The sequence below is a fragment of the Nostoc sp. genome, from assembly GCF_041747015.1.
Classification (GTDB): domain Bacteria; phylum Cyanobacteriota; class Cyanobacteriia; order Cyanobacteriales; family Nostocaceae; genus Nostoc.
This window is the reverse complement of record NZ_JBGTFY010000244.1, coordinates 20,755-42,663: the sequence shown is the minus strand read 5'-3', so window position 1 is coordinate 42,663 and position 21,909 is coordinate 20,755. Positions and strand designations below refer to the sequence as shown.

General features: G+C 42.8%; 17 protein-coding genes. 10 read left to right on the top strand and 7 right to left on the bottom strand.

Going from position 1 to position 21,909, the window contains the following annotated elements:
- The first annotated feature begins 47 nt into the window (after positions 1-47).
- The gene (locus tag ACEW80_RS20015) at positions 48-818 is read left to right on the top strand and encodes a hypothetical protein (RefSeq protein WP_373528267.1); all 771 of its coding nucleotides are present in this window, start codon (positions 48-50) and stop codon (positions 816-818) included.
- Here the strand turns inward: ACEW80_RS20015 and ACEW80_RS20010 are convergent.
- Together ACEW80_RS20010 and ACEW80_RS20005 are read right to left on the bottom strand one after the other, a co-directional pair.
- Positions 802-1,365: a Uma2 family endonuclease gene (locus ACEW80_RS20010; RefSeq protein WP_373528266.1), complete on the bottom strand. Its 564-nt coding sequence runs from the start codon at positions 1,363-1,365 to the stop codon at positions 802-804. The two genes, ACEW80_RS20015 and ACEW80_RS20010, sit on opposite strands and share 17 nt — an antisense overlap.
- A gap of 280 nt (positions 1,366-1,645) precedes the next feature.
- Positions 1,646-2,500: a phosphate/phosphite/phosphonate ABC transporter substrate-binding protein gene (locus ACEW80_RS20005; protein ID WP_373528265.1), complete on the bottom strand. Its 855-nt coding sequence runs from the start codon at positions 2,498-2,500 to the stop codon at positions 1,646-1,648.
- Between the two features lie 184 nt (positions 2,501-2,684).
- Here ACEW80_RS20005 and ACEW80_RS20000 point away from each other — a divergent pair, with 184 nt between their 5' ends.
- A complete protein-coding gene (locus tag ACEW80_RS20000) occupies positions 2,685-3,599 on the top strand; it encodes a DUF3365 domain-containing protein (protein ID WP_373528264.1) in 915 nt (304 codons plus the stop codon).
- Between the two features lie 62 nt (positions 3,600-3,661).
- Here ACEW80_RS20000 and ACEW80_RS19995 read toward each other — a convergent pair whose 3' ends face one another.
- Positions 3,662-5,041 (bottom strand): protein kinase, encoded by a 1,380-nt coding sequence (locus ACEW80_RS19995; RefSeq protein WP_373528263.1) that lies wholly within the window; start codon positions 5,039-5,041, stop codon positions 3,662-3,664.
- A gap of 93 nt (positions 5,042-5,134) precedes the next feature.
- Positions 5,135-5,470, bottom strand: a complete 336-nt coding sequence (locus ACEW80_RS19990) for a DUF4278 domain-containing protein (RefSeq protein ID WP_373528262.1) — start codon at positions 5,468-5,470, stop codon at positions 5,135-5,137.
- Between the two features lie 248 nt (positions 5,471-5,718).
- Between ACEW80_RS19990 and ACEW80_RS19985 the strand changes: the two genes are divergently transcribed.
- Together ACEW80_RS19985 and ACEW80_RS19980 are read left to right on the top strand one after the other, a co-directional pair.
- On the top strand, positions 5,719-5,973 hold the full coding sequence (locus ACEW80_RS19985; RefSeq protein ID WP_373528261.1) for a hypothetical protein: 255 nt from the start codon (positions 5,719-5,721) through the stop codon (positions 5,971-5,973).
- Positions 5,974-5,976: 3 nt separating this feature from the next.
- Positions 5,977-7,233 carry a murein transglycosylase A gene (locus tag ACEW80_RS19980; protein ID WP_373528310.1) on the top strand — a complete coding sequence of 419 codons (1,257 nt, stop codon included), beginning with the start codon at positions 5,977-5,979 and terminating at the stop codon, positions 7,231-7,233.
- A gap of 93 nt (positions 7,234-7,326) precedes the next feature.
- On the opposite strand, the gene ACEW80_RS19975 is transcribed toward ACEW80_RS19980, so the two are convergent.
- Both ACEW80_RS19975 and ACEW80_RS19970 read right to left on the bottom strand, forming a co-directional pair.
- On the bottom strand, positions 7,327-8,196 hold the full coding sequence (locus tag ACEW80_RS19975) for a DUF5895 domain-containing protein (protein WP_373528260.1): 870 nt from the start codon (positions 8,194-8,196) through the stop codon (positions 7,327-7,329).
- Positions 8,197-8,495: 299 nt separating this feature from the next.
- A complete protein-coding gene (locus tag ACEW80_RS19970; protein WP_373528259.1) occupies positions 8,496-9,143 on the bottom strand; it encodes a haloacid dehalogenase type II in 648 nt (215 codons plus the stop codon).
- A gap of 644 nt (positions 9,144-9,787) precedes the next feature.
- Here ACEW80_RS19970 and ACEW80_RS19965 point away from each other — a divergent pair.
- The 6 genes from ACEW80_RS19965 (at position 9,788) to ACEW80_RS19940 (ending at position 20,481) form a co-directional block, all read left to right on the top strand.
- Positions 9,788-10,288, top strand: coding sequence for a fatty acid hydroxylase (locus tag ACEW80_RS19965; protein WP_373528258.1), 501 nt, complete (start codon positions 9,788-9,790; stop codon positions 10,286-10,288).
- Between the two features lie 597 nt (positions 10,289-10,885).
- Complete coding sequence (locus tag ACEW80_RS19960; RefSeq protein ID WP_373528257.1) at positions 10,886-12,826, top strand: ATP-binding protein; 1,941 nt, start codon at positions 10,886-10,888, stop codon at positions 12,824-12,826.
- Between the two features lie 13 nt (positions 12,827-12,839).
- The gene (locus ACEW80_RS19955; RefSeq protein WP_373528256.1) at positions 12,840-15,467 is read left to right on the top strand and encodes a response regulator; all 2,628 of its coding nucleotides are present in this window, start codon (positions 12,840-12,842) and stop codon (positions 15,465-15,467) included.
- A 260-nt stretch (positions 15,468-15,727) separates the two neighbouring features.
- Positions 15,728-18,664: a response regulator gene (locus ACEW80_RS19950; protein ID WP_373528255.1), complete on the top strand. Its 2,937-nt coding sequence runs from the start codon at positions 15,728-15,730 to the stop codon at positions 18,662-18,664.
- 34 nt (positions 18,665-18,698) lie between these two features.
- A complete protein-coding gene (locus ACEW80_RS19945) occupies positions 18,699-19,088 on the top strand; it encodes a response regulator transcription factor (protein ID WP_373528254.1) in 390 nt (129 codons plus the stop codon).
- A gap of 298 nt (positions 19,089-19,386) precedes the next feature.
- Complete coding sequence (locus ACEW80_RS19940) at positions 19,387-20,481, top strand: phosphotransacetylase family protein (RefSeq protein ID WP_373528253.1); 1,095 nt, start codon at positions 19,387-19,389, stop codon at positions 20,479-20,481.
- A 402-nt stretch (positions 20,482-20,883) separates the two neighbouring features.
- Here ACEW80_RS19940 and ACEW80_RS19935 read toward each other — a convergent pair whose 3' ends face one another.
- On the bottom strand, positions 20,884-21,801 hold the full coding sequence (locus ACEW80_RS19935; RefSeq protein ID WP_373528252.1) for a DUF928 domain-containing protein: 918 nt from the start codon (positions 21,799-21,801) through the stop codon (positions 20,884-20,886).
- Positions 21,802-21,909: the final 108 nt, after the last annotated feature.

Genomic DNA, 21,909 nt, shown 5'->3' with positions numbered 1-21,909 from the left:
AAGATTATACGAAGTGGAATAGCGAGAAACATTTGAAATAGCGCCTTATGTCAATAATTGCGCTTAGAGCGTGGTATCTACAGGATTACGAGCCGATTCCAGAACTGGAAAAACGTCCGCCAGACATTCGCTTAAGCAAAAAAAGCTTGCTGAGGTCAGCATTGCGAGCTGATTTTTTGGAAGAAACGGACGAAGTTAAGAAATCAACTTGGTTTGGGCGCTATCTGGAAGGAGAAAATATTGAGTTTTATATTGAAGGTAGCGGTGGCTATTGCGTCGCTAACATTGATTTAATCAGTCATGAAATTTATTTCACTAAGCAGGCGGTGTTGGCTCAGTTAGAACCAACAATTTTTTTCTGCTATCAAACTGAATATGCCGCAGCTACTAATATTCTCAGAGAAGAACTGCGAAAAAGTTTAGATACTTTAAATTTGCGATCGCGCCTTCCCCTAACATTAGTAGAATCCTCTCGTCCCAACGGTACTACTGTACGAATTAACCGTATAATCATGCGAAAAATTCGTAAGAGTTTATTATTCATCGCTGACACCACAGCCATTGCTGTTATTGATGATAAAGAAACTCCTCAACTAATTCCCAGTCCGAATGTCTGTATTGAAATTGGCTATGCTATCCAAAGTAAGCGGTCTGAACAGATTCTATTAGCGCAAATGCAACGCCCAGACTTGGAAGGGCAATTTTCCTTCGACTTACCCACACAGCAAATTTTGCAATTCCAAGACAGCACAGAATTGAATACAATCCTGATAGGGACGATTCAAAACCAGTTAGCACGATTCAAATTGTTTTTTTGAGCAAGATAAAGCGCTCAACTCGGACGGATACATCAGGAAAGGCTAGAGGTGAAATAGTACCTGTGGTCAGTGTCAGTTCGGTTTTGTATTCCCCATTTTTGGGGTCACGAAATACTTTTAACTGCGGAGTCTTCAGGTTGACAACCCAGTATTCAACAATACCAGCCTCAGCGTAGATATCTTTTTTCTCACCTAAATCTTTGCTCAGTGTAGCTTTGGAGAATTCAATAACCCAGAAAATATCTTCTGGGTAAGGATGGTGTTCTAAGTAGACCTCACCTAAAGGTTTGACAATTGCAACATCGGGAGCAGGTTCGGAATTGTTGGGTAAGGTAATGGGTTTAGCATCGCGGATTTTTACCCGTTTACCGAGCAGTGTGCGAAGATAATCAGCTGATTCTGTATTGTAGTAAGCGTGAGGTTCTCTTTCTGGGGGCATAACAATGAGATCGCCGCGCAATAGTTCAATGGGCTGATCGTCAAAGATGCCTGCTTCTATTGCTCGGTGATAACGTTTAATTGTCCATTTATAGGTAGTTACGGTCATAACCCTTATTTAGCCTTTTTTCTACCAATTAGACATTCTTGTTTAGTTTGATTTTAGAGTGAGGCACTGGCTACCTCATCAGACATTGTTGCTTATTACTTTATTAGGACTTACGCAAACAATAACCGAAACCCTTATTTTCAGGTAGGGGCAATACCCTGCGGGTACTCCGTTGGAGAACTCGTAGAGTAGGCGCTTCTCTACGTTTGCGCAGCGTGTCGCAGACAGACGCTCCGCGTAGCTTGCTTCGACCTAGGAGTATGCGTCTACATGAATTGACTTAAAATAACTGAATAGGCTTTTTTTGCAGCTTGGAACTAATCGAGTTTACTCGATCAACCACAGAAATCATGTATTTATAATCTGGAACTTGCCCATTGGTTACATACCCCACTTCTTGAGCTAAACCAGAAGGCGAATCACTCATGACTTTGCGGATAGACTCTTGACGGTTACGTTCTACATTCGGCCCAATCAAGACTACACCTAATGGTACATAGTGAGGGTCTTTAAATAGTATGCGGAATTCGGTTGGGCTAAACTGTGAACCGTGGAGACTCAATTCAGCCTCCGATACAGCACAGGCGATCGCTTTTCCTTGAGCCACCAATTCCAACGCGGCTTTCGGTGTAGGTGCAAACAGTATGTCAGCCAGTGTTATACCATAAAGATTGTAAAGAGGAAAATAATATCCTGTTGCTGAACCTAACTGTCCTAAAGCCACTGTTTGACCTTGTAGCTGTTTCAATTCGGTTATGGGACTGTCTTTACGAACAACGAAGATTGAACGTAAATTACTAATACCTATTAAAGGAAACAGAGGAACATATTGGTAGCGGGCGATCGCGATCGCAGCTATTCCCGGTGGAGCAAATACCAATGACCAAGCACGAGCCTCAAGGCGCTCAACTGCTCTATTTTCATTAAAAGCAGGTTCTAGCTGAATATAGGCATTTGTCTTTTCACCCAAGTAACTATTAAATTTAGCATATTGGTTAATTATCTGTTCGCCTCCACCATAGTTGATCACACCAACAGTTAACGCACCCTCAAACTTCCGTGTTGATTGGCAACTAGCAAATGTAAAACCTAGCAAATGAAATAGAAATAAACGACGGGGAAATCGCAAAAACATTACTATTTATGGTTAAGAAAATAACTTGGCTTTCAGGACTAATTTAGATAAGCTTGAATGCTGCTTAAATGAGTTATATTACAGCAAAAAATTAATATTTATTTAAATATTGTTGATATGTTTTCTAACAGGTATAAATAATAAATATTAGACAAACTTAGATACCACCTTCCTTGGTTAGGTTATGTTAAACAAGATTACGTTAAAAAACTTAAAAATAGGTGCTAAATTTAACTTACTTTTAATATTAATTTTCATAGTCAGTATTTTAGGAAGTGGCGTTGCCTTATCCAGTATACTTCAGGGGAGAGCGCAAAATGAAGTAACTTCTCAAGCGCAGATTCTCATCCAAATGGTAAACGCAGTTAGAGATTATACACAAACTCGGATAGATCCCCTATTAGCACCTAGAGTAGAAACTAACCCAACATTCATACCTGAAATAGTACCAACTTTTTCCTCTAAAGAGGTTTTTGAAAATTTTCGTAAAAAGCCTGAATATAAAAACTTTTTTCATAAAGACGCAACACTTAATCCAACTAATTTAGTGGATAAAGCTGATAATTTTGAAACTCAACTTGTAGAGCGTTTTCGCAACGAATCCGAGACTCTAGAAATTACTGGCTTTCGGAACTTATCAGAAGGCGAAGTATTTTACATCGCGCAACCACTAAAGATTACACAGGCAAAATGTCTGCGATGTCATTCTACACCAGATCAGGCTCCTAAAAGTCAATTGGCAACTTATGGCTCAGAAAATGGTTTTGGCTGGCAACTCAATCAGATTGTTTCTGCCCAAATCATCTCTGTTCCTTCTGAAGATATTTTTGCCAGTGCCAAACGGGCTTGGACATTGATAATGGGACTTTTAATTACTATATTTGCGATCGTAGTTATCTTAATTAACTTCTTAATCAAAAAATATGTGATTCAGCGCATCAGAAGAATAGAGAAAATAGCCCAAAAAGTTAGTATTGGTGATATGAGCACTGATTTTGAAGAAAGTTCTAATGATGAAATTGGTGGATTAGCAGATGCATTTAATCGGATGAAAGCTAGCTTAAAAATAGCTATGGATATGCTGAATAACCAGAGCTAAACAATTCGTAATTCGTAATCCATAATTTTTGGAGAGGGAAACACAGTCAATATTTAAAAAATTCAAGAGAGTAGGCGCTGCTCAAATTGCAAAGCTTTTTGAGGTTCGGGAATCTGTGATGCTAAAATTTTCACAAGTTCTGCACGAGAAATTTGCCCAGAAGACTTAACAGCTTTTTGGACTAGAAACTTAGCTATTGGACCAATTAAATCAGCTAACTCCCGCTCGCACTGATGCACAAAGCTGTCGCTGATTACTTGAAGTTCTTGGCTTGGTAAATTATTTGTTTTAATTTCAGACTTAAGAGTAACTTCCTGTAATAAAGTAGGTTTCTCTAGTAGGAATGTTGTTTTTTTCTTAAAATCAATTTGTTGATTTCCTCGAAGGTGAAGAGCCAATTGACTAATTAATTCTTCGCAGTTGGTCGCTGATGCAGTAACTTGTCGTAGTAATCTTGAGGCAACGATACCGACAAATTCCGAGAGAATCTTTTCCAAGCGGTTGTAATTTTCTTGAGACAGGATGGAAGCAGGCGGATACCCAATTGAGTTTTCTTGAGAGAGTGAAGCTTGAAGCGGTTGTGTAGAAGATGGTGGTTGAAATGATGGCACTTCTACTCTAGTATTGAAATGCCCAAGCATCCGTAGAATTTCAGCCGTAGACTGATAGCGCTGTTTAAAGTGGTGTAACACCATCTTAGATAACATAGATGCTAACTCAGAACTGACGTTAGCTTGATGTTGCCAATAAATTTCTCCTGTATCTGAATCTTCTTCAAAATTTAGAGGATGCAACCCTGTCAGCGATTGGATACCAATAATGCCCAAGGAATAAATATCGCTGTTGGGGCGGGGCTTACCTTGCCCCTGTTCTGTAGACATATATCCTGGGGTACCAATGATAATAGTAGCCCCTGTGTGTCCTGCAACTGTAAGCAATTGAGTTTGGACTTGTTTAACTGCGCCAAAGTCAATCAGCACTAACTTACCGTCTTGTTGCCGCCTGATTATATTGTCCGGCTTGATATCTCGATGGATAACGTTGTGGCTGTGAATAAATTGCAGAATACCCAACACCTGTTGGAGCAGTTGAATTACTTTGTCTTCCGTCCAAGGTTGATTAGGGAACAGTTCTGCTTTTAGAGTATGTCCTTCAATGAATTCTTGCACCAAGAAAAACTCTTGATTATCTTCAAAATAAGCTAAAAGTCGAGGAATTTGGTCATGGTTGCCCAGCTGTTCTAATGTTTCTGCTTCACTGGTAAATAGCCGTCTAGCAGTTTCAAGAAATTCGGGGCTACGAGTGACAGGCTTAAGGTGTTTGACAACGCACTTGGGGAAACCTGGCCGATGGGTATCTTGGGCTATGTAGGTTTGACCGAATCCACCTTCACCTAAGACCTGGAGGACTTGGTAACGTCCGTCTAATAAATGTCCTAACATTGTCTCACAAGCCTTAAGTCCTCAAATTCATCTTGGCACAACTACTAGCTTTGGCAAGGTTTTTTGAGGATTGTACTACAAGTTCATGACTCCCTAAACGTCAGATCGGCTTGCAGCCATATTATTCTCAGAAATCGGCAGTGCTGCAACTTTTGAAGTACTTGCTGGTTGAGAGACTATGGTAACTTCTCCTTGTGCAGTTTTATTTACAAAGTAGGTGATTCCCCTAAACTTCAATTTATAGGCTACTGGTGCTAGAAGAACTTCCGCCGATTTGAAATTAGGATCAACACGATAGGTAACGCCACGGTACATTAGATTATAAGCTGACCCAAGTTGAGGAGTTGGCTGAAATGGCTGTTCTGTTTTTTTGCTGCCAACTTTGCTTGGGTGGTATTCGTAGCTCAGACCACGATAGTAAAGTTTCATAACTCTCGCCTCCTGAATAACTTTTGTTCAACAATGCCGATGAGTTATCAGAGGTTAATTGGAGAGTTATGCAAGAGCCAATGTAAACTTACACTTTTTAAGGAACTGCTCAAAGGATTAGGCGTCTAAAGTCAAGAGTCATAGGGCATTTATTCCCTCTTGCTCCTCTGCTCCCGTATGCTTACCCTTTTCATTCCGGGGTTACGTGGTTAACAATAGGTTGAATGTTTTTGAAATAATTCAATTTTATGGTTAGAACTGCAAATGAATATGCCGTATACCTCCTACTGGAAAGCGGCCACCGGGAAGAAATACGTTTTCCAACTATTCAAGAGTTTCAGAAGTGGTATAGCGGCGAACTTGTGCCAAAAGCTGCTTCTAATGATTTTATTAGCGTGCCGATCAAAAATATTCAGGGTGAGTATATGGTAGTACGCCCTTCTCGGATCATCGCAATCCGGGTAGAACCTATTTTTAGTTCCAGTGTTGAAAGATTCAGCTAAATGATGAGAAAAACCCTTGCTTTGCTTTCCTTGAGTTTGGGAATTGCCCTTGTAAACCCTCTCTGGGCGGCTATTGCTCAGGTTCCTAACTTACTGCCCTTACCAGTACCCACAACTCCTGATCTCCCACCCCTGCCAATACCAATAACTCCTGAGGCAACGCTGCCGCTAAAATCAATCGCCATAGGAACCGATTGTATCCGGCAGACTTGTTTGGGTTGGGATGACCAAATTTGGGGTCAAAGAGGTAAAACAGGCGATCGCAACGCACTGTTGGCTTCCATTGATAACAGTCTGCTTTACCTAAGAAAGAGTCAGGCGATCGCAGCATATCAAAATTATCCCGTCAGAGAAATCACCCTTGAGCGCGTCTGGAGGAGTTTGCTGCGTTTCCGCCAACTGGTTGTCAGTTCTAAGTCAGCAGCGCAACTACAAGCCGCTGTCCACCGTGAGTTTGTCTTCTACCAATCCGTGGGCAACGATGGCAAGGGTACTGTTAAATTCACTGCTTACTACGAACCTGTTTACACTGCTAGCCGTGTCAGGACTTCAGTATATAAGTATCCCCTTTATCGGCTACCACCTGATTTCACTCAATGGACTAAACCCCACCCAAAACGAATTGATTTGGAAGGGAAGGATGGTTTACAAGGGAATAAGAGCCAGTTGCGCGGTTTAGAACTGCTTTGGTTCCGCGATCGCCTAGACGCATACATGGTACATATTCAAGGTTCTGCCCAAATTAAATTAACTAATGGCCGAACAACGTCAGTTGGCTATGCAGGTGGAACTGATTACCCTTGGACTAGTATCGGCAAAGAACTAGCGAAAGATGGCAAACTGCCACTGGCAGGATTGACAATGCCACGTCTGATTAGTTATTTCCGAGGAAAGCCGCAGGAGTTGAGCAATTATCTGCCACGCTGGGAACGATTTGTTTTCTTCCAGGAAACAAGCGGTAGACCAGCTACAGGTAGTATTCATGTGCCAGTAACAGCAGAGCGTTCCATTGCTACAGATAAGTCTCTCATGCCACCGGGAGCGCTAGCGCTGATTTACAACTCATTTCCCTATCCTGCGCCTGGTGGCAAACTAGAGAGGCGTACTGTCAGCCGCTTTGTGCTTGACCAAGATACAGGAAGCGCCATTAAAGGGCCAGGACGGGTGGATTATTTTATCGGGTCTGGTAAACTAGCAGGCGATCGCGCTGGCATCACAGGCGGCAATGGTTCACTATATTATTTGCTGCTCAAAGAATAGGTATTGAGCATGGGGCATGGGGCATGGGGCATGGGGCATTAGTTATTCCCTTCTCCCCTGCTGCTCCCTTTCTCCCCTGCTCCCCACTCCCACCTAGTACGGCGGATAAGCAAAATCATCTTCATCAGCGTAAACATAAGAGTTGGAAACTCCTGCCGTTGCCAATTTAGGCGTTTCAGCTTTTACAGGTTCCTTGCCAAAATCTTTGTATTCTTCAAAAGTCTTACAAATCATTGCAGACTCAAGAGAATCCGAAGCAATTAGGTATTCTGTTAAAGTCCCTACCGTCGGATGTTTGTAGTCTACAGTTGAAGCTACCAGAACTGTATTTGGTTCAATACCTCTTTCTTCACACTCAATTATGGGGCAAAAAATCCCGTGAGCGTGGAATAAAGGGCCTTTTGGTGCTAAGGGCTGCTTGCGATAGACAGCATAAGCCTTTTCTAATTCAGCAACGAATCCACTAACTACTTTGCCTTGTTGATATTCGCAGTAGGTTTTGCTGAAACTTGCTCCAGCCGCACCATTAAGAGTTAGTTGTAGTGGTGATTCATGTAAAAACTTTTTATTCTCTCCCACTATAAAAATTAGATAGCGAGTAAAGGTTTTAAATTTAAGTTTGTCTGCTAAAAAAGCATCATAATTCTCTTTGAGCGTACCCAGTTTTAGACCACTTTCCCGATCTTTGACAGACAATGGCCCCCGACGTACCATAACCAAGCGTGGAGTTGTGGTAATAAAAACCGTTTCGACTTCAGAGCTAAATTCATGCTCTACCTGCTGCCAATTATCATCTGGCACAAAGCCGACAGCATTGGCATTATCCACTTTAATCGCTAAACCGTGGGATTGTATGCCATCTGTGCCATGCCGAGGATTGATCATCTGACACCAGGGGATGACTAGAGAAGGCGGTGCATTGAATTTCTCGTCTTCAAAGTCGAAATTAGCAGATGCTTTCATCGTTTTAGGCTATCAAAGTGTTTTATTTAACAAGTTTATCGGCAGAGCGCTGATCCTGGTGAGCCAGAAGCAGAGAGCTGGTACGAACGTTACCCGTCCCTTGCGCGTCGCCCTCAAAAAAAGGACAAACGTACCGTCAAGCTGGCGTAGTAGTTTTTCCAGGGTAAAGCAGAATCAATCTATGTTGCAATCCCTGTTTCGTTTTGTAACAACAGATTCTCACCAAAACAGTGCTGGGTACTCAGTATTGTTTTGGTGAACTCAAAGCAGCGAGAGTTTTTAAATCAGGCACTTCTAAGTCAGGTTGACTTAATGCTGAATCCTGTGGCAATAACTGCTTTTTGGTCTGCTCGACGGTTTACCCAGACTGTTGATAGTCCTAGAGATTTGGCTGTAACGATGTCGTGATATACACTAGCAGCAACGTGTAATATCTGCTCTAACGGCAAGTCGATTCTCTCTATAGCCAGTCTGAAGTTATTTAAGGAGGGTTTGTAGCTTTTTGCCTGTTCTGCTGTAATTATCTGGTCAAATTCCACCTTCAAGTGCTTTGCCGAGAAAGCAAAAAGATCATCATCGACATTTGAGATAATTACCAGCTTAAACTTTTGCTTAAGGATTTGAAGTGCCTCAACTGTATCGGGGAAAGGCAGCCAATGCTGAATCGAATCTGCAAGTGAATTTAATTCGTCAGCAGTTGGCTCAAAGCCAAATCGTTCACCAAATTTCTGGACTACTCTCCTCAAAACTTCTCGATATTTGAGATATTCTCCTTTCTCCAGTTCTGCTTCAAATTTAGCAAAAAGTTCTAGAATTTGCTCGTTATCCAAATTACTATTGTGTGCTAGCAGAAGCGGCTTGAGCGCCCCTAATATGCCGTTTTCCCAATCGATTAGGGTGCCGTAACAATCAAAAGTTAAAGCCTTGTAATTATTGAAGTCAATCACTTTTTTATACTCCAGAGCTTTACAGAGCAATATCTGTGAATTCATCGCTGCATTCGAGAGTAGTTTGGCAAGTTATTTCGCGCTCGGTCTGTGCGATCGCCTATTACATCCGTAACATATTTTGGTAGTATTAAATACTTTACTATCCCATCTGGTTAATTCTAGATATCCCAAATTTGCTGCTGCTCATGCCGATAAGTTTAATTATAAACCCACTTTACTCACCTCAATAACCCAGGCTACATCGGCAGAATCTTTATTTCTATACTTATGGTTAGCTCCACAATTGAGGCTGAATTGCAAGCAGTTTAGCATTAAAAATTCTCAAGAAATCCTTAACCTAAATTTGTACTTATATTAACTCAAGCTTTACTTAAGCTGTATGCCTTAGATAAGAAGATTGTGGAGTAACTGTGAAAAAGTACAGTACCCCTATCGATATTTAGATGTATTACTTCCATCAACCCAGGCTAGAAGTCAGATTGAAGGCTCTTACGAGTTGCTGTTTACTGCACTAAGGATCGGAGCTTAGACCCATGAGAGGCACGATGCTGGTTACATATTGGAAAATCAGGTGTCTACGCCGACAGCATGACAGTTGCATATTTTCTGTAGAGTTTTTTTAACTTACTTGAGGAGTAGAAATGCTTGAGGCGATCGCTGTTGCTTGGTTATTACTTTTTTTTGGCGATTTTCTATCTACATTCTTTTACCACGTACCCGAGCACGTTTTTGGTAGCCTTCATTTAAAAACACACCACTCCTGGAAGAAAGACTTCCGCCACTACGCTATTTTGACTTTCAATCCCCAGGTTATTTTAGATGGTATTTTGGGAGCTTTGCCTTATATACTCATCGCAGTAGTCCTGTGGTCTTTCTCTCCTATTGGCGTTGTCTCTGGATTACTATTTGGTCAGTTTCATGTATGGTGGCGACACATAAGTGTTCTGGGTTGGCAAACTCCAAGGCCTGCAAATATTTTATGCCAAATTCTATTTATTACTACTCCTGAAAGACACTGGTTACACCATCACAAAACTAATTTGGGTTTCGGTGATATTTTCACCTTCTTTGAACAACCTGCACAAATCTGGTTACGCTGGCTACGGCTGTTAAGACTTCGTTTTCGTTACTCTCGCATCTAAGTGAAGCTACCACTTGGGGACTTCCAAATAAAAAAATAAGTTTATTTGGCGAGAATTTCTGGTCGATAATTCTTTGCATTTTCATAGAGAATTGGTATTAAGTAAATAGTTTTTAAAAGTAGTAAAATCAACGGCGTTGATTTTACTACTTTATTTTATGTTTTACCAGAGAGAGAATTATTCCAATCTCAGAAATGCGGTACTCAAAATACTCAAAAAAGCTGATTCCCAATTTACGAGTAGTAGCAAGAATAGACATCAATTGACAATAGGTTTAAATCTATGCCTTTCTCTAATTATGAAAGCTTTATTTATAGTTTTTCTAGAAATAATCAAAAAGTAAGCGAGTTACACAAACGGAAGCACGCCTCTGGTACGGAATTTAAAAGTATTTGCTACCGCTCAACTTCGCTGTCCTGTTATATCGACTATGTTTTTGGGAAAACTAATCTTAATTAGTAAATTTATTATATTGCTAGATTTTTATGACAATTTGTTTCTTTTCTGGAGACGCTGGGCGTAGGTTAGTTACCCGAAGGGTTACGGATAGCGACGATAACGCAAGCTTTCAGATACTTGGCTTAGATGAGGTGTTTCATGTCCGCAGTTAGCCTCAGAAAGATTTTCAACAAAAAAGAGTTGCCCTCTCTCCTTCATAACTTAGTCTATCAGTTCAACATGGCGATTGATGTTGAACTGTTAGACGGCACGAAACTAATTAGCATTGGGGAGCAAACTGCAAAAAAACGATATCCAATCGAGGTGTCAGGAGAAATCATCGGTTGGGTTGTTGGGGGAGAACAGGTAACTCTACTTGCGACTTTGCTCTCATTTCTGGCAAAGCAGGAAGCTGAGAAGAAAGAACTGGCTATAGAATTGCTGGAGCGATACCAAGAAATTGATTTGTTTGAGGATATCTCGACTAAACTCACAACAAGTTTAGATACGCGACAGATTGCCCAACTTGTGCTTCAGGAATTGAGTCAATTAATTGAATCCTCTGCGGGGATGATTCTGCTCCTCGGTCCAGATGCAACTTCATTTGAAATCATTGCCGAATTTGGAGTGTTTTTTGACCACAGTCAGCCGGAACCAGGTAAGGGAATTATTGGCAATATTGTGGAATCCAACCGAGCAGAACTCGTCAATAATGTGCAAGCCGATCCTCGGTTAGAAGGGCAAGAAAACGTTAGCGCCATGATTTGTGTTCCGTTGCGAGCCAAAGAGCGGGTATTGGGAGCGATCGCTATTGGAACCCCCAAAACTGACTCATACAAGGCTGAACACCTGAAACTTGTGAGTATTTTTGCCTCTCAAACTGCGATCGCTATTGACAAAGCTGTGCTTTACGAACAAAGCACTCAAGCGGCCGTCCAGGCAAAAGCTCAGACACAGAAGCTTCAGCAAACTCTCCAAGAATTGCAATTAGCCCAAACTCAATTGATCCAAAGCGAAAAAATGTCCAGTCTAGGGCAACTCATTGCCGGAGTTGCCCACGAAATTAACAACCCGGTTAACTTTATTTGCGGCAATTTAAAATATGTTGCCGAATACGCTAATGACTTGTTGCACCTGGTGCAAGAGTATCAGAAATTCCTACCTATTGCTCCTTTAGAGTTGGAATCAGAGCTAGACAAAATCGATCTGGAATTTATCATGCAGGATCTTCCGAAACTGCTGAATTCGATGAAGGTGGGCACTGATCGCATTGTGGAAATTGTGCAATCTCTGAAAAATTTCTCCCGCCATGACGAAGCCGAAATGAAAGCCGTCAACATCCACGATGGCATCGACGGAACGCTGATGATTCTTCACCATCGCCTGAAAGCAGATGCTTGTCGTCCGGCAATTGAAATTATAAAAGACTATGGCAAATTTCCCCTAATTGAATGCTACCCCGGACAGTTGAATCAGGTATTTATGAACATCCTGGCAAATGCCATTGATGCTCTAGAGGAGGGAATGGGCAATGAAAAAATATCTCCTCCTACTGCCCAAATCACTATTCGTACTGAAATCCTCGACAACCATGTAGTGATTCACATTGTCGATAATGGTCCAGGGATGAAGGAGGATGTGATTCGACGCATTTACGATCCCTTCTTCACCACAAAAGAAATTGGCAAGGGAACCGGATTGGGTATGGCAATCAGTTACCAAATTATTGTGAACAGACACCGGGGATTTCTCAAGTGCCGTTCTGCGCCAGGTGAAGGGACAGAATTCTGGATTCAGATTCCCATGAATTGTGCAGTGGTGGACGCTGCTGAAGAAGAGAATAGCACCTCTGCCTCGCCAACTCCCGATGCCGATGCCGACGGCTTCATTCCATCAACAACTCCAATGCTCAAACCGACGGATTTGCTAATCCGCCATAATCAACTGATTCAGCGACTTTCAGAGCAGAGTCCAAACCTGGGAGCTGCATCACCAGAGCAAATTTACCAGATGTTTCAACGTAACCCAATTTCCTTAAAGCTTTACGCCACTTTATTGTCCTGGTTCAGTTGTCCTAACCATACCCACATCGACGACTAAGGAAACTTCAACTATGTCTAGCCAACTTGATGAATACAAAAAAATCTTAAAACATAGCGAAGAAAGGTATCGCTCCCTGGTGAGTGCTACTACACAAATTGTCTGGGTATGTACACCAGATGGAATTTGCTTTGAACTGGCAAGTTGGATAGCTTATACAGGTCAAAGTCTAGCTGAAGCAGAGAATGGCGGCTGGATTGATGCCGTTCATCCTGACGATCGCGCCTATACCGGAGAAGCATGGAGTGCTGCTGTGGAAAACCGGAGCATGTATCAAATTGAATACCGAATTTGTGGACAGGATGGCATCTACCGCCATTTTTCTGTGTGCGGTATCCCCGTCTTGGAAGCAGACGGTAGCATCCGCGAATGGATTGGTACCTGCACCAATATTGACGATCGCAAGCAGGCAGAAGCTGAAAATCAACGTTTATTGGATATGTTAAATCATTCCAGCGATGCGATCATCGTCCGCGACATGAGCGACAAAATCTCTCACTGGAATCAAGGTGCCGAAAGGCTCTACGGTTGGACGCGTGAGGAAGTGAAAGATCAATACATTCACGCATTTATCAAAAAAACCTTTCCAAAACCAAAAGAAGAAATTATCGCAGAGTTATTACAGCAAGGTAATTGGGAAGGAGAAGTGCAACACCTTACCCATTATGGCAAACTGATTACCGTCCAGAGCCGATGGACATTGCAACGGGACATCGACCATCAGCCCTGCGCGGTGCTAGAAATTAATACCGACATTACTGCCCGCAAACAAGCAGAAATCTCTCTGCGGCAACTTAATCAAGAACTGGAAGACAGAGTTATAGAGCGGACAGCTGCCCTGCAAAATACTCTAGCAGAAGCGCAGGGATTAAATGCCATTTTAGATAATTTAGCAGATGGCTTGTTAGTGGCAGACACCGCAGGACAAATTACCCACTTCAATCCTGCCTTTTTAGCTATGTATGAATTGACAGCTACCGCCCTCAACAGTCACTACCAAGAACTGCCGATATCTGGTTTAGCAGACCTGGTTGCACGAACTCAGTCCCATCCCAAAGAGGTATTTTCTGCTGAAGTTGTACTGACAAAGGAACGCATTGGTCAGGCAGTGGCGACCGCCATTTTCAAAAAGACGGCAGATCGGGAACCACCTACCTGCTTCGGTTTGGCGCTGCTGATTCGGGATGTGACAGCAGAAAAGGAAATCGACCAAATGAAGACCGACTTCATCTCCACAGTTTCCCATGAACTGCGAACACCACTAACTTCTGTTCTCGGTTTTGCATCGATCATTAAAGAAAAACTGGAAACCGATGTCTTCCCAATGATTTCTACCGAAGACCGCAAGCTTCAGAAAACCATCAAGCGGGTGGGTGACAATCTCAATATTATTGTGTCGGAAGCAGAACGGCTGACATCTTTGATTAATGATGTTTTAGATATCGCCAAGATGGAAGCAGGTAAAGTGGAATGGCAGATGCAGCCCATTGATCCCAGCGAATTACTCGATTTGGCAACCAATTCCACCGCCGGGTTGTTTAAAACCAATAGTTTGCAGTTGGTGTGCGAGATTGAACCTGGACTGCCTCAGATATTAGGCGATCGCAATCGTCTGCTGCAAGTTTTAATCAATCTGATTTCCAATGCCGTTAAATTCACTGAATCCGGTTCTGTGATCTGTCGCGTTAAACAAGAGAACGAAGGTGTTTGCATCAGCGTCATCGACACAGGCGTTGGGATTACACCTGAAGATCAGCCAAAAGTGTTTGAGAAATTCCGCCAAGTTGGCGACACCCTCACCGACAAACCCAAAGGCACAGGGCTAGGACTGCCCATTTGTAAACAAATCGTCGATCATCACGCTGGTAAAATCTGGGTTGAGAGTGAACCAGGGAATGGCAGCATATTCTCCTTCATTATTCCCACCTACGTCAGCGATCAAAAAAGTACTGCTAATCTGAATCTGGATACCCTAGTCAAACAACTCAAAGAACACGTCATCACCACAAACCCTGTGGTCAACCAAAGCCGTAAAACCATCTTGGTTGTAGATGATGACGCTAACATTCGGGAACTGCTCCGTCAACAACTGGAAAACGAAGGCTACAAAGTTCGGGAAGCAAAGGACGGCGTGGATGCAATTCATCAAATCAAAACAGCCCGTCCCGATCTGATTCTCTTGGATGTAATGATGCCTCAAATCAACGGCTTTGATGTGGCAGCCGTTCTCAAAAATGATCCCCAGACCGCAGATATTCCGATCATCATTCTGTCAATTATTGAAAATAAAGAACGGGGCTACCATATTGGCATTGATCGCTATCTCACCAAGCCCATTGACACAGAGAAACTCCTCAACGAAATTGGCTCACTGCTTTACCAAGGCACTTCTAGTAAAAAGGTATTGGTTGTAGATAAAAATGCCTCAGCCTTAAAAACCTTATCGGATGTGCTGCAAACTCAGGGATACAGCGTGATTGAAGCCTCCAATCCGCAAGAATGCATTAATAAAGCCCGATCAGCCAAACCTGACATGATCATCATTGATTCCATCTTCTCTCAAGAAGCCGATTTGGTGAAAACCCTACGGTTTGAGAAGGAGTTGGAAAATGTATTTTTTATTATGCTATCTGAACAGTAATTCCTATGACCCTTAACAATCCAAAATGACGCTCTCTACGTACTCCTGGCGGAGGACAAGCTACGCGCATCGTGTCGTTCGCAGTAGCGTTGCGTAGCAAAGACAGACGCTAAAAGCGTAGCTTGCTTCTCTGTAAGATTACGCGGACTCGCTCTAAGCGAAGCCTCTCGAAGAGAAGGCTTTACGCTGCGCTAACAAAATTCAAAAATAACAATTCGCCATTTTTGTAAACAAACTTAATTTAAGAGTTACCAAGAAGAATGCTAAAAAACTCTGAATTCTTGAAAATCGCTGACCAAGGAATCCTCAAGCAATTCCTGATCACTTTCTTACCACTGTCCGTCCTGGTTGGGGGCGTGCTGATGATCATTCACCAGGCAGAGAGTAAAGCTGAACGGGGCGCAATTTCCATCAACGAAACCCGTAACGTTGATATGCAAACCAAAATAGCTGCTAGAGACTTTAATTTAATTAAGTCAGACTTGATGTTTTTGACTACCCAAAACGAGCTACAGTTCATGCTCAACCGACCTGTGGATGCAACTAAAACACTGGAGTTGAAGCAGGCGATCGCTAAAGAGTATTTTTCCATGTCTGAGCAAAAGCAACTTTATGACCAGATTCGCTTTCTGGACACAACTGGCAAAGAAATTGTCAGAGTCAACTTGAATCAAGGTCAGCCCAGTATTGTCCCTGACGAAAAACTGCAAGTCCAAGCAAAGCGTTACTGGTTTAAGGACACCTTACCCCTGAAATCAGGCGAGGTCTTTGTTTCGCCCCTGGATCTAAATATTGAGCGGGGCAAGATTGAACAACCGCTCAAACCAATGATCCGTTTTGGCACTCCTGTATTTGATTCTCAGGGGCAAAAACACGGCATCGTTGTGCTGAACTATCTAGGTGAGAAATTTATCCAGAATCTGAAAAAAGAAAACTCGACAACTTTAGGCGAAATGCTGCTACTCAATGCTGATGGTTACTGGCTTAAAGGACTAAAGCCAGAGAATGAGTGGGGCTTTATGTACGAAGACCGTAAAGACCAGACCTTTGCAAAAGCCTTTCCTAATGTCTGGCAGCAAATAGGCACAACAGAGTCGGGACAGTTTCAAACGGCTGATGGGTTATTCACCTTCAAAACCCTATATCCGCTACTGGAAGTTCAAAAAGCTCAATCCAGCATGGGGGCGACCCGTGCCTTCGATTCCAGTCAAGGGAAGGTGGATGCCAAATCTTACCATTGGAAAATTGTGACTCTTGTTCCCTCTGTGATCTTAAATGCGCGATCGCAAAGTTCTTTTAATCGACTCCTGTTTTTCGACATTATTTTGACTGGGTTGATTGGGGTGGGTTCCTGGCTGTTGGCCTTATCCCACTTACGACGGCAACAGGCAGACACAGAACTGCAAGCAACATTTGCTGACTTAACTGCGATTATTGACAATCTAGCAGATGGGTTATTGGTAACTAACACCATCGGCCAAATTACCCGCTTTAACCCGGCGCTGCTAAAAATGTTCCAGCTTGGCGACATTGACATCAAAGGAAAAGACTGCGGAGAAATTTCTCAAGCTGAAATCGCCGATTTGGTAAAGCAGACGCACAAGCAGTCACGAGAGATATTCACCGCTGAAATTGATTTAGCAGCAGGCCGGGTCGGTCAAGCTCTAGCAACCACCATATTCAAAGAAGCCTCTAAAGATGAGGCGGCGAGGTGGCTAGGCTCGGTAATTCTGATCCGCGATATTACGGCTGAAAAGGAAATCGACCAGATGAAAACTGATTTCATCTCCACGGTTTCTCACGAGTTGCGGACGCCACTAACTTCTGTCCTCGGTTTTGCATCGATCATTAAAGAAAAGCTGGAAACCGATGTCTTCCCAATGCTTTCTACCGAAGATCGTAAGCTTCAGAAAACGATTAAGCGGGTGGGTGACAATCTCAACATTATTGTGTCGGAAGCAGAACGGCTGACATCTTTGATTAATGATGTCCTGGATATCGCCAAGATGGAAGCAGGTAAAGTGGAATGGCAGATGCAGCCTCTCGATCCCAGCGAATTACTCGATTTGGCAACCAATTCCACCGCCGGGTTATTTGAAACCAATGGCTTGCAGTTGGTGTGCGAGATTGAACCTGGACTGCCTCAGATCGTAGGCGATCGCAATCGTCTGTTGCAAGTTTTAATCAATCTGATTTCCAATGCCGTTAAGTTTACCGAATCCGGTTCTGTGATCTGCCGCGTCAAACGAGAAAACAACGGTGTTTGTATCAGCGTCATCGACACAGGCGTTGGCATTGCACCTGAAGACCAGCCGAAAGTGTTTGAGAAATTCCGCCAAGTTGGCGACACTCTCACCGACAAACCCAAAGGCACAGGGCTAGGACTGCCCATCTGTAAACAAATCGTCGAGCATCACGGTGGTAGAATCTGGGTTGAGAGTGAACCAGGTAAGGGCAGCACATTCTCATTCATCATTCCTACTGCTCCCAGCGATCGCAAAACCAGTAGCAGTCTGAATTTGGATGCGCTAGTCAAACAACTCAAAGAACACGTCATCACCACAAACCCTGTGCTGAACCAAAACAGCAAAACCATTCTGGTAGTGGATGATGACGCTAATATTCGGGAATTGCTTCGTCAACAACTGGAAACCGAAGGCTACAAAGTTCGGGAAGCGAAAGACGGCGTGGATGCAATTCATCAAATCAAAATAGCTCGTCCCGATCTGATTCTCTTGGACGTGATGATGCCCCAAATCAACGGCTTCGACGTGGCAGCCGTCCTCAAAAATGATCCCCACACCGCAGACATTCCGATCATTATTCTGTCAATTATTGAAAACAAGAAACGGGGCTACCACATTGGCATTGATCGCTATCTTACCAAGCCCATTGACCCAGAAAAACTCCTCAACGAAATTGGCTCATTGCTTTCCCAAGGTACTTCCAGTAAAAAGGTATTGGTTGTGGATAAAAATGCCTCAACCTTAAAAACCTTATCGGATGTACTACAAACTCAGGGATACAGCGTGATTGAAGCCTCCGATCCGCAAGAAGGTATCAATAAAGCTCGATCAGCCAAACCTGACATGATCATCATCGATTCTATTTTCTCTCAAGAAGCCGACATGGTGAAAGCCCTACGCTTTGAGAAAGACTTGGAGAATGTATTCTTCATCATCCTGTGCGATCGCTAATCGAATTTACGATGTTTAAATTTTGGATAATTGTATGACCCAGAAAATTCTGATTGTTGACGATGAACCCAATATCTTGATTTTGATGGAACAAGCCCTAGAAGCATTAGAAGATCAGGGCGTTGAACTCCTAACTGCTAGAAATGGAGAAGAAGCTCTCGAAACGATTAAAACTGAAAAACCAAATCTAGTTTTTCTCGATGTGATGATGCCTAAAATGAATGGTCTGCAAGTCTGTCACATTGTTAAACACGACCTGCAAATGACTGATATCTACATTGTGATCTTGACAGCTAAGGGGCAGGAATTTGATAAACAAAAAGGAATTGAGGTTGGTGCAGACTTATATCTAACGAAACCATTTCGCCCCAAAGAAGTACTTGAAAAATCAATGCAGGTGTTGGGTTTTTCAGGAAAGTCCTGAATGGGTTTTACCTGCTTTCGCTTCTAGTCTGCCGTGAGCAACGATAATCATTGAGATTTTCCTGACTAAACAATGCGATCGCTTATTTTAGAAATACAGCATTTGAGGCTTGAAGAGTAGGCGTACAGGTTCACAGAGCCGACAGAAGGAAAAAACCTCTGCCTCGCCCCTGCTTGTTTACTCAGAAGGTAATTCTGGGAAACCTTAAGTGTGAGAGCGAGAGGCTTTTGCCAGAAGGAACTAGAATTAGGAAACGCCTAGCTGGGTTCTTCTGACTTTTGAAATTAGGAGTGCATGTGTGCCAAAATCCCCTAAATATTTGCTGATTGGATCAACCGAGACTTACAGCGGTAAATCTGCAACTGTTCTGGGTTTATCTCAGCAGCTACAGCAAAAAGGACTGGATATTGCCTACGGTAAACCGCTCGGTACGTGTTTAAATTCGTCTAGTGGAACCGCCATTGAGGAAGATGTCCAGTTTATAGCTCTTAGCCTCAATTTGCCGGAAAACCGCGTTGCACCGACAATGCTGGCTTTAGATGAACTAAATGTGCAAAAACGCTTGCGTGGGGAAGACAAAACCGATTATCAGCAGTCCCTAATACAGCAATATTTGCATAAGTCTCAAGGAGATTTAGTGTTGCTGGAAGGCCCTGGTGATTTGTCTGAAGGCAATTTGTTTGACTTGTCTTTGCTGCAAATAGCTGAAGTATTGGATGCTAGTGTGCTGTTAGTAGCTCGCTACAAATCGTTGCTTTCGGTTGAGGGACTATTGGCTGCTAAAGGGCGTGTGGGCGATCGCTTGATTGGAATTGTGATCAATGATATTCCTGTCACCCAACTAGAATCGGTTGACACTATCTTGCGCCCTTTTCTGGAACAGCAGGGGATTCCGGTGCTAGCAATGCTGCCGAATAACGCTTTGCTCCGCAGTGTCAGTGTTGGCGAACTAGTCAAGCAGTTAAAGGCTGATGTTCTCTGTCGCAACGATCGCTTAGATTTGTTGGTGGAAAGTCTGGCAATTGGAGCGATGAATGTCAACTCCGCTGTAAAATATTTTCGCAAACGCCGGAATATGGCAGTGGTGACAGGAGGCGATCGGGTGGAAATTCAGCAAGCTGCTTTGGAAACTTCTACCCAATGTCTAATTCTCACTGGGCAACTACCACCCCCGCCGTTTATTCTCAGTCGCGCTGAAGAACTAGAAATCCCGATTTTATCTGTTGACTTAGACACTCTTACCACTGTAGAAATTGTTGACCGCACTTTCGGGCAAGTCCGCCTCCACGAGCCGATTAAAGTTCAGTGCATTCGCCAGTTGATGTCTGACCATTTTGACATTGATCGTCTGTTATCTAAACTGGGTTTAACTCCGGCAGCGGCATTGCCTTAGATTCATCAGTGTGACAACTCCTCTAATCAAGCAAGATACATCATCATGTAGTAAGTAATCGGACAGAATCAATGACATTGTGTAATTGATTCCGTCCGATTACTTATTCTGAGCAAGCCTTTTTTAAGGGGGTTGGGGGTATCGAGTCTTATCCGAACCGTATTGGAAGTTTAAGAGGATGTTTTAAGTTTTGAAATTAAATTATTGGACATAAACTTTAGTAATTGTTTAGAGATGCGATCGCTTGCGTCCAGCATTTTAGCGATCACGCACTCACGCTGCTTGAACAAAATCCAGCAGTGGTGAGAAAATCTTAGCTTTTTCGCAAGAAACCAATATAAGCACTAAACTAGAGCTCGATTCGCGTATTCTCTCTAAGTGGTCAGTGCGTAAGTCCTGAATTTATTTCTGAGCTGTACAACAGGGCAATAAAGGCTTGTTTACAACTTCTTTAATATCTACTGAATTCAACAAATCTTCCCAATATTTCTGAACTTCGGGGTCATTAGGACGCTGGCGGCGTAAATTAGCCAAAGTTCTCAGAGAGTCTTCCCAAAATCCAGCTGTTGCAAATAGAACCGCGCGATCTAAGTCTGTACTTGGTTGTTTTAGCTGAAGAGATAAATTTTCGTCTTGCGATCGCACAATTTTGCCTTCTACATATGAGTCTTTATCGCGGTTACGAGAATCACAAATCATTGAAAAAGTCCAAGTATACTCTTTACCGATTTGTAGAGCTTGTTGATTAGCAGGTAAACTTACACTAACAATCCCAGTTTGCCCAGCAGGTTTGAAAGTTTCTTTATACACTGGGTCGGTGCTGTTATCATCCTGCAAAACAAATTCCAGTGCTTGTACTGGTACAGAGGTTTGAGGAATGTAGAAAAAGAATGTGGGATGCTCTGCTGTGGTTCGTTGAGCTTCCTTATCTGTTGGTGTCAAGGGAATGAGGAATTGTCCAGTTTGAAAGCAATTTCCCCGTGTTCCTGCTGACCTGACTCTACCAGGTCTACCTGGGACGAAGGCAATACGATTTCTGCTACTGCCACGTTGAATATAACTTGTAACATTTCTAATTGCAGCAGCAGCATACCGATCACCAGGACGTACCCGCTCTGCTTGCTGAAAATATCCTAAAGCTTTTCGATAGTTTCTCCGTCTGGTTTCGTTATAGCCAAGTTGCATATATTGGGTGTAAGCAGGTTTGGCTTGTGCCACTTGGAAAACCGATGTTGCCAAAACTTGAGTAGTGATTATCGGCTCTAAGGGGAAAAATGCCAAAGCCGCAAGCAGATACCTTGCCAAAAATCTGTGTTTCATGATGTCCATACCACTTGTAGTACATTGCCTGAGTCTATATAGTACGATAGCCTAAGCTGGACAATGGCAAGACTTTCTGTGTGCTACTTTGTAGGAAGGTTGAATTAG

What these genes read in the sequence shown, in the direction of transcription:
- ACEW80_RS20015 (WP_373528267.1), top strand. Translation starts at nt 48, where the DNA reads ATGTCAATAATTGCGCTTAGAGCGTGGTATCTACAGGATTACGAGCCG.
- ACEW80_RS20010 (WP_373528266.1), bottom strand. Translation starts at nt 1,365, where the DNA reads ATGACCGTAACTACCTATAAATGGACAATTAAACGTTATCACCGAGCA.
- ACEW80_RS20005 (WP_373528265.1), bottom strand. Translation starts at nt 2,500, where the DNA reads ATGTTTTTGCGATTTCCCCGTCGTTTATTTCTATTTCATTTGCTAGGT.
- ACEW80_RS20000 (WP_373528264.1), top strand. Translation starts at nt 2,685, where the DNA reads ATGTTAAACAAGATTACGTTAAAAAACTTAAAAATAGGTGCTAAATTT.
- ACEW80_RS19995 (WP_373528263.1), bottom strand. Translation starts at nt 5,041, where the DNA reads ATGTTAGGACATTTATTAGACGGACGTTACCAAGTCCTCCAGGTCTTA.
- ACEW80_RS19990 (WP_373528262.1), bottom strand. Translation starts at nt 5,470, where the DNA reads ATGAAACTTTACTATCGTGGTCTGAGCTACGAATACCACCCAAGCAAA.
- ACEW80_RS19985 (WP_373528261.1), top strand. Translation starts at nt 5,719, where the DNA reads ATGGTTAGAACTGCAAATGAATATGCCGTATACCTCCTACTGGAAAGC.
- ACEW80_RS19980 (WP_373528310.1), top strand. Translation starts at nt 5,977, where the DNA reads ATGAGAAAAACCCTTGCTTTGCTTTCCTTGAGTTTGGGAATTGCCCTT.
- ACEW80_RS19975 (WP_373528260.1), bottom strand. Translation starts at nt 8,196, where the DNA reads ATGAAAGCATCTGCTAATTTCGACTTTGAAGACGAGAAATTCAATGCA.
- ACEW80_RS19965 (WP_373528258.1), top strand. Translation starts at nt 9,788, where the DNA reads ATGCTTGAGGCGATCGCTGTTGCTTGGTTATTACTTTTTTTTGGCGAT.
- ACEW80_RS19960 (WP_373528257.1), top strand. Translation starts at nt 10,886, where the DNA reads ATGTCCGCAGTTAGCCTCAGAAAGATTTTCAACAAAAAAGAGTTGCCC.
- ACEW80_RS19955 (WP_373528256.1), top strand. Translation starts at nt 12,840, where the DNA reads ATGTCTAGCCAACTTGATGAATACAAAAAAATCTTAAAACATAGCGAA.
- ACEW80_RS19950 (WP_373528255.1), top strand. Translation starts at nt 15,728, where the DNA reads ATGCTAAAAAACTCTGAATTCTTGAAAATCGCTGACCAAGGAATCCTC.
- ACEW80_RS19945 (WP_373528254.1), top strand. Translation starts at nt 18,699, where the DNA reads ATGACCCAGAAAATTCTGATTGTTGACGATGAACCCAATATCTTGATT.
- ACEW80_RS19935 (WP_373528252.1), bottom strand. Translation starts at nt 21,801, where the DNA reads ATGAAACACAGATTTTTGGCAAGGTATCTGCTTGCGGCTTTGGCATTT.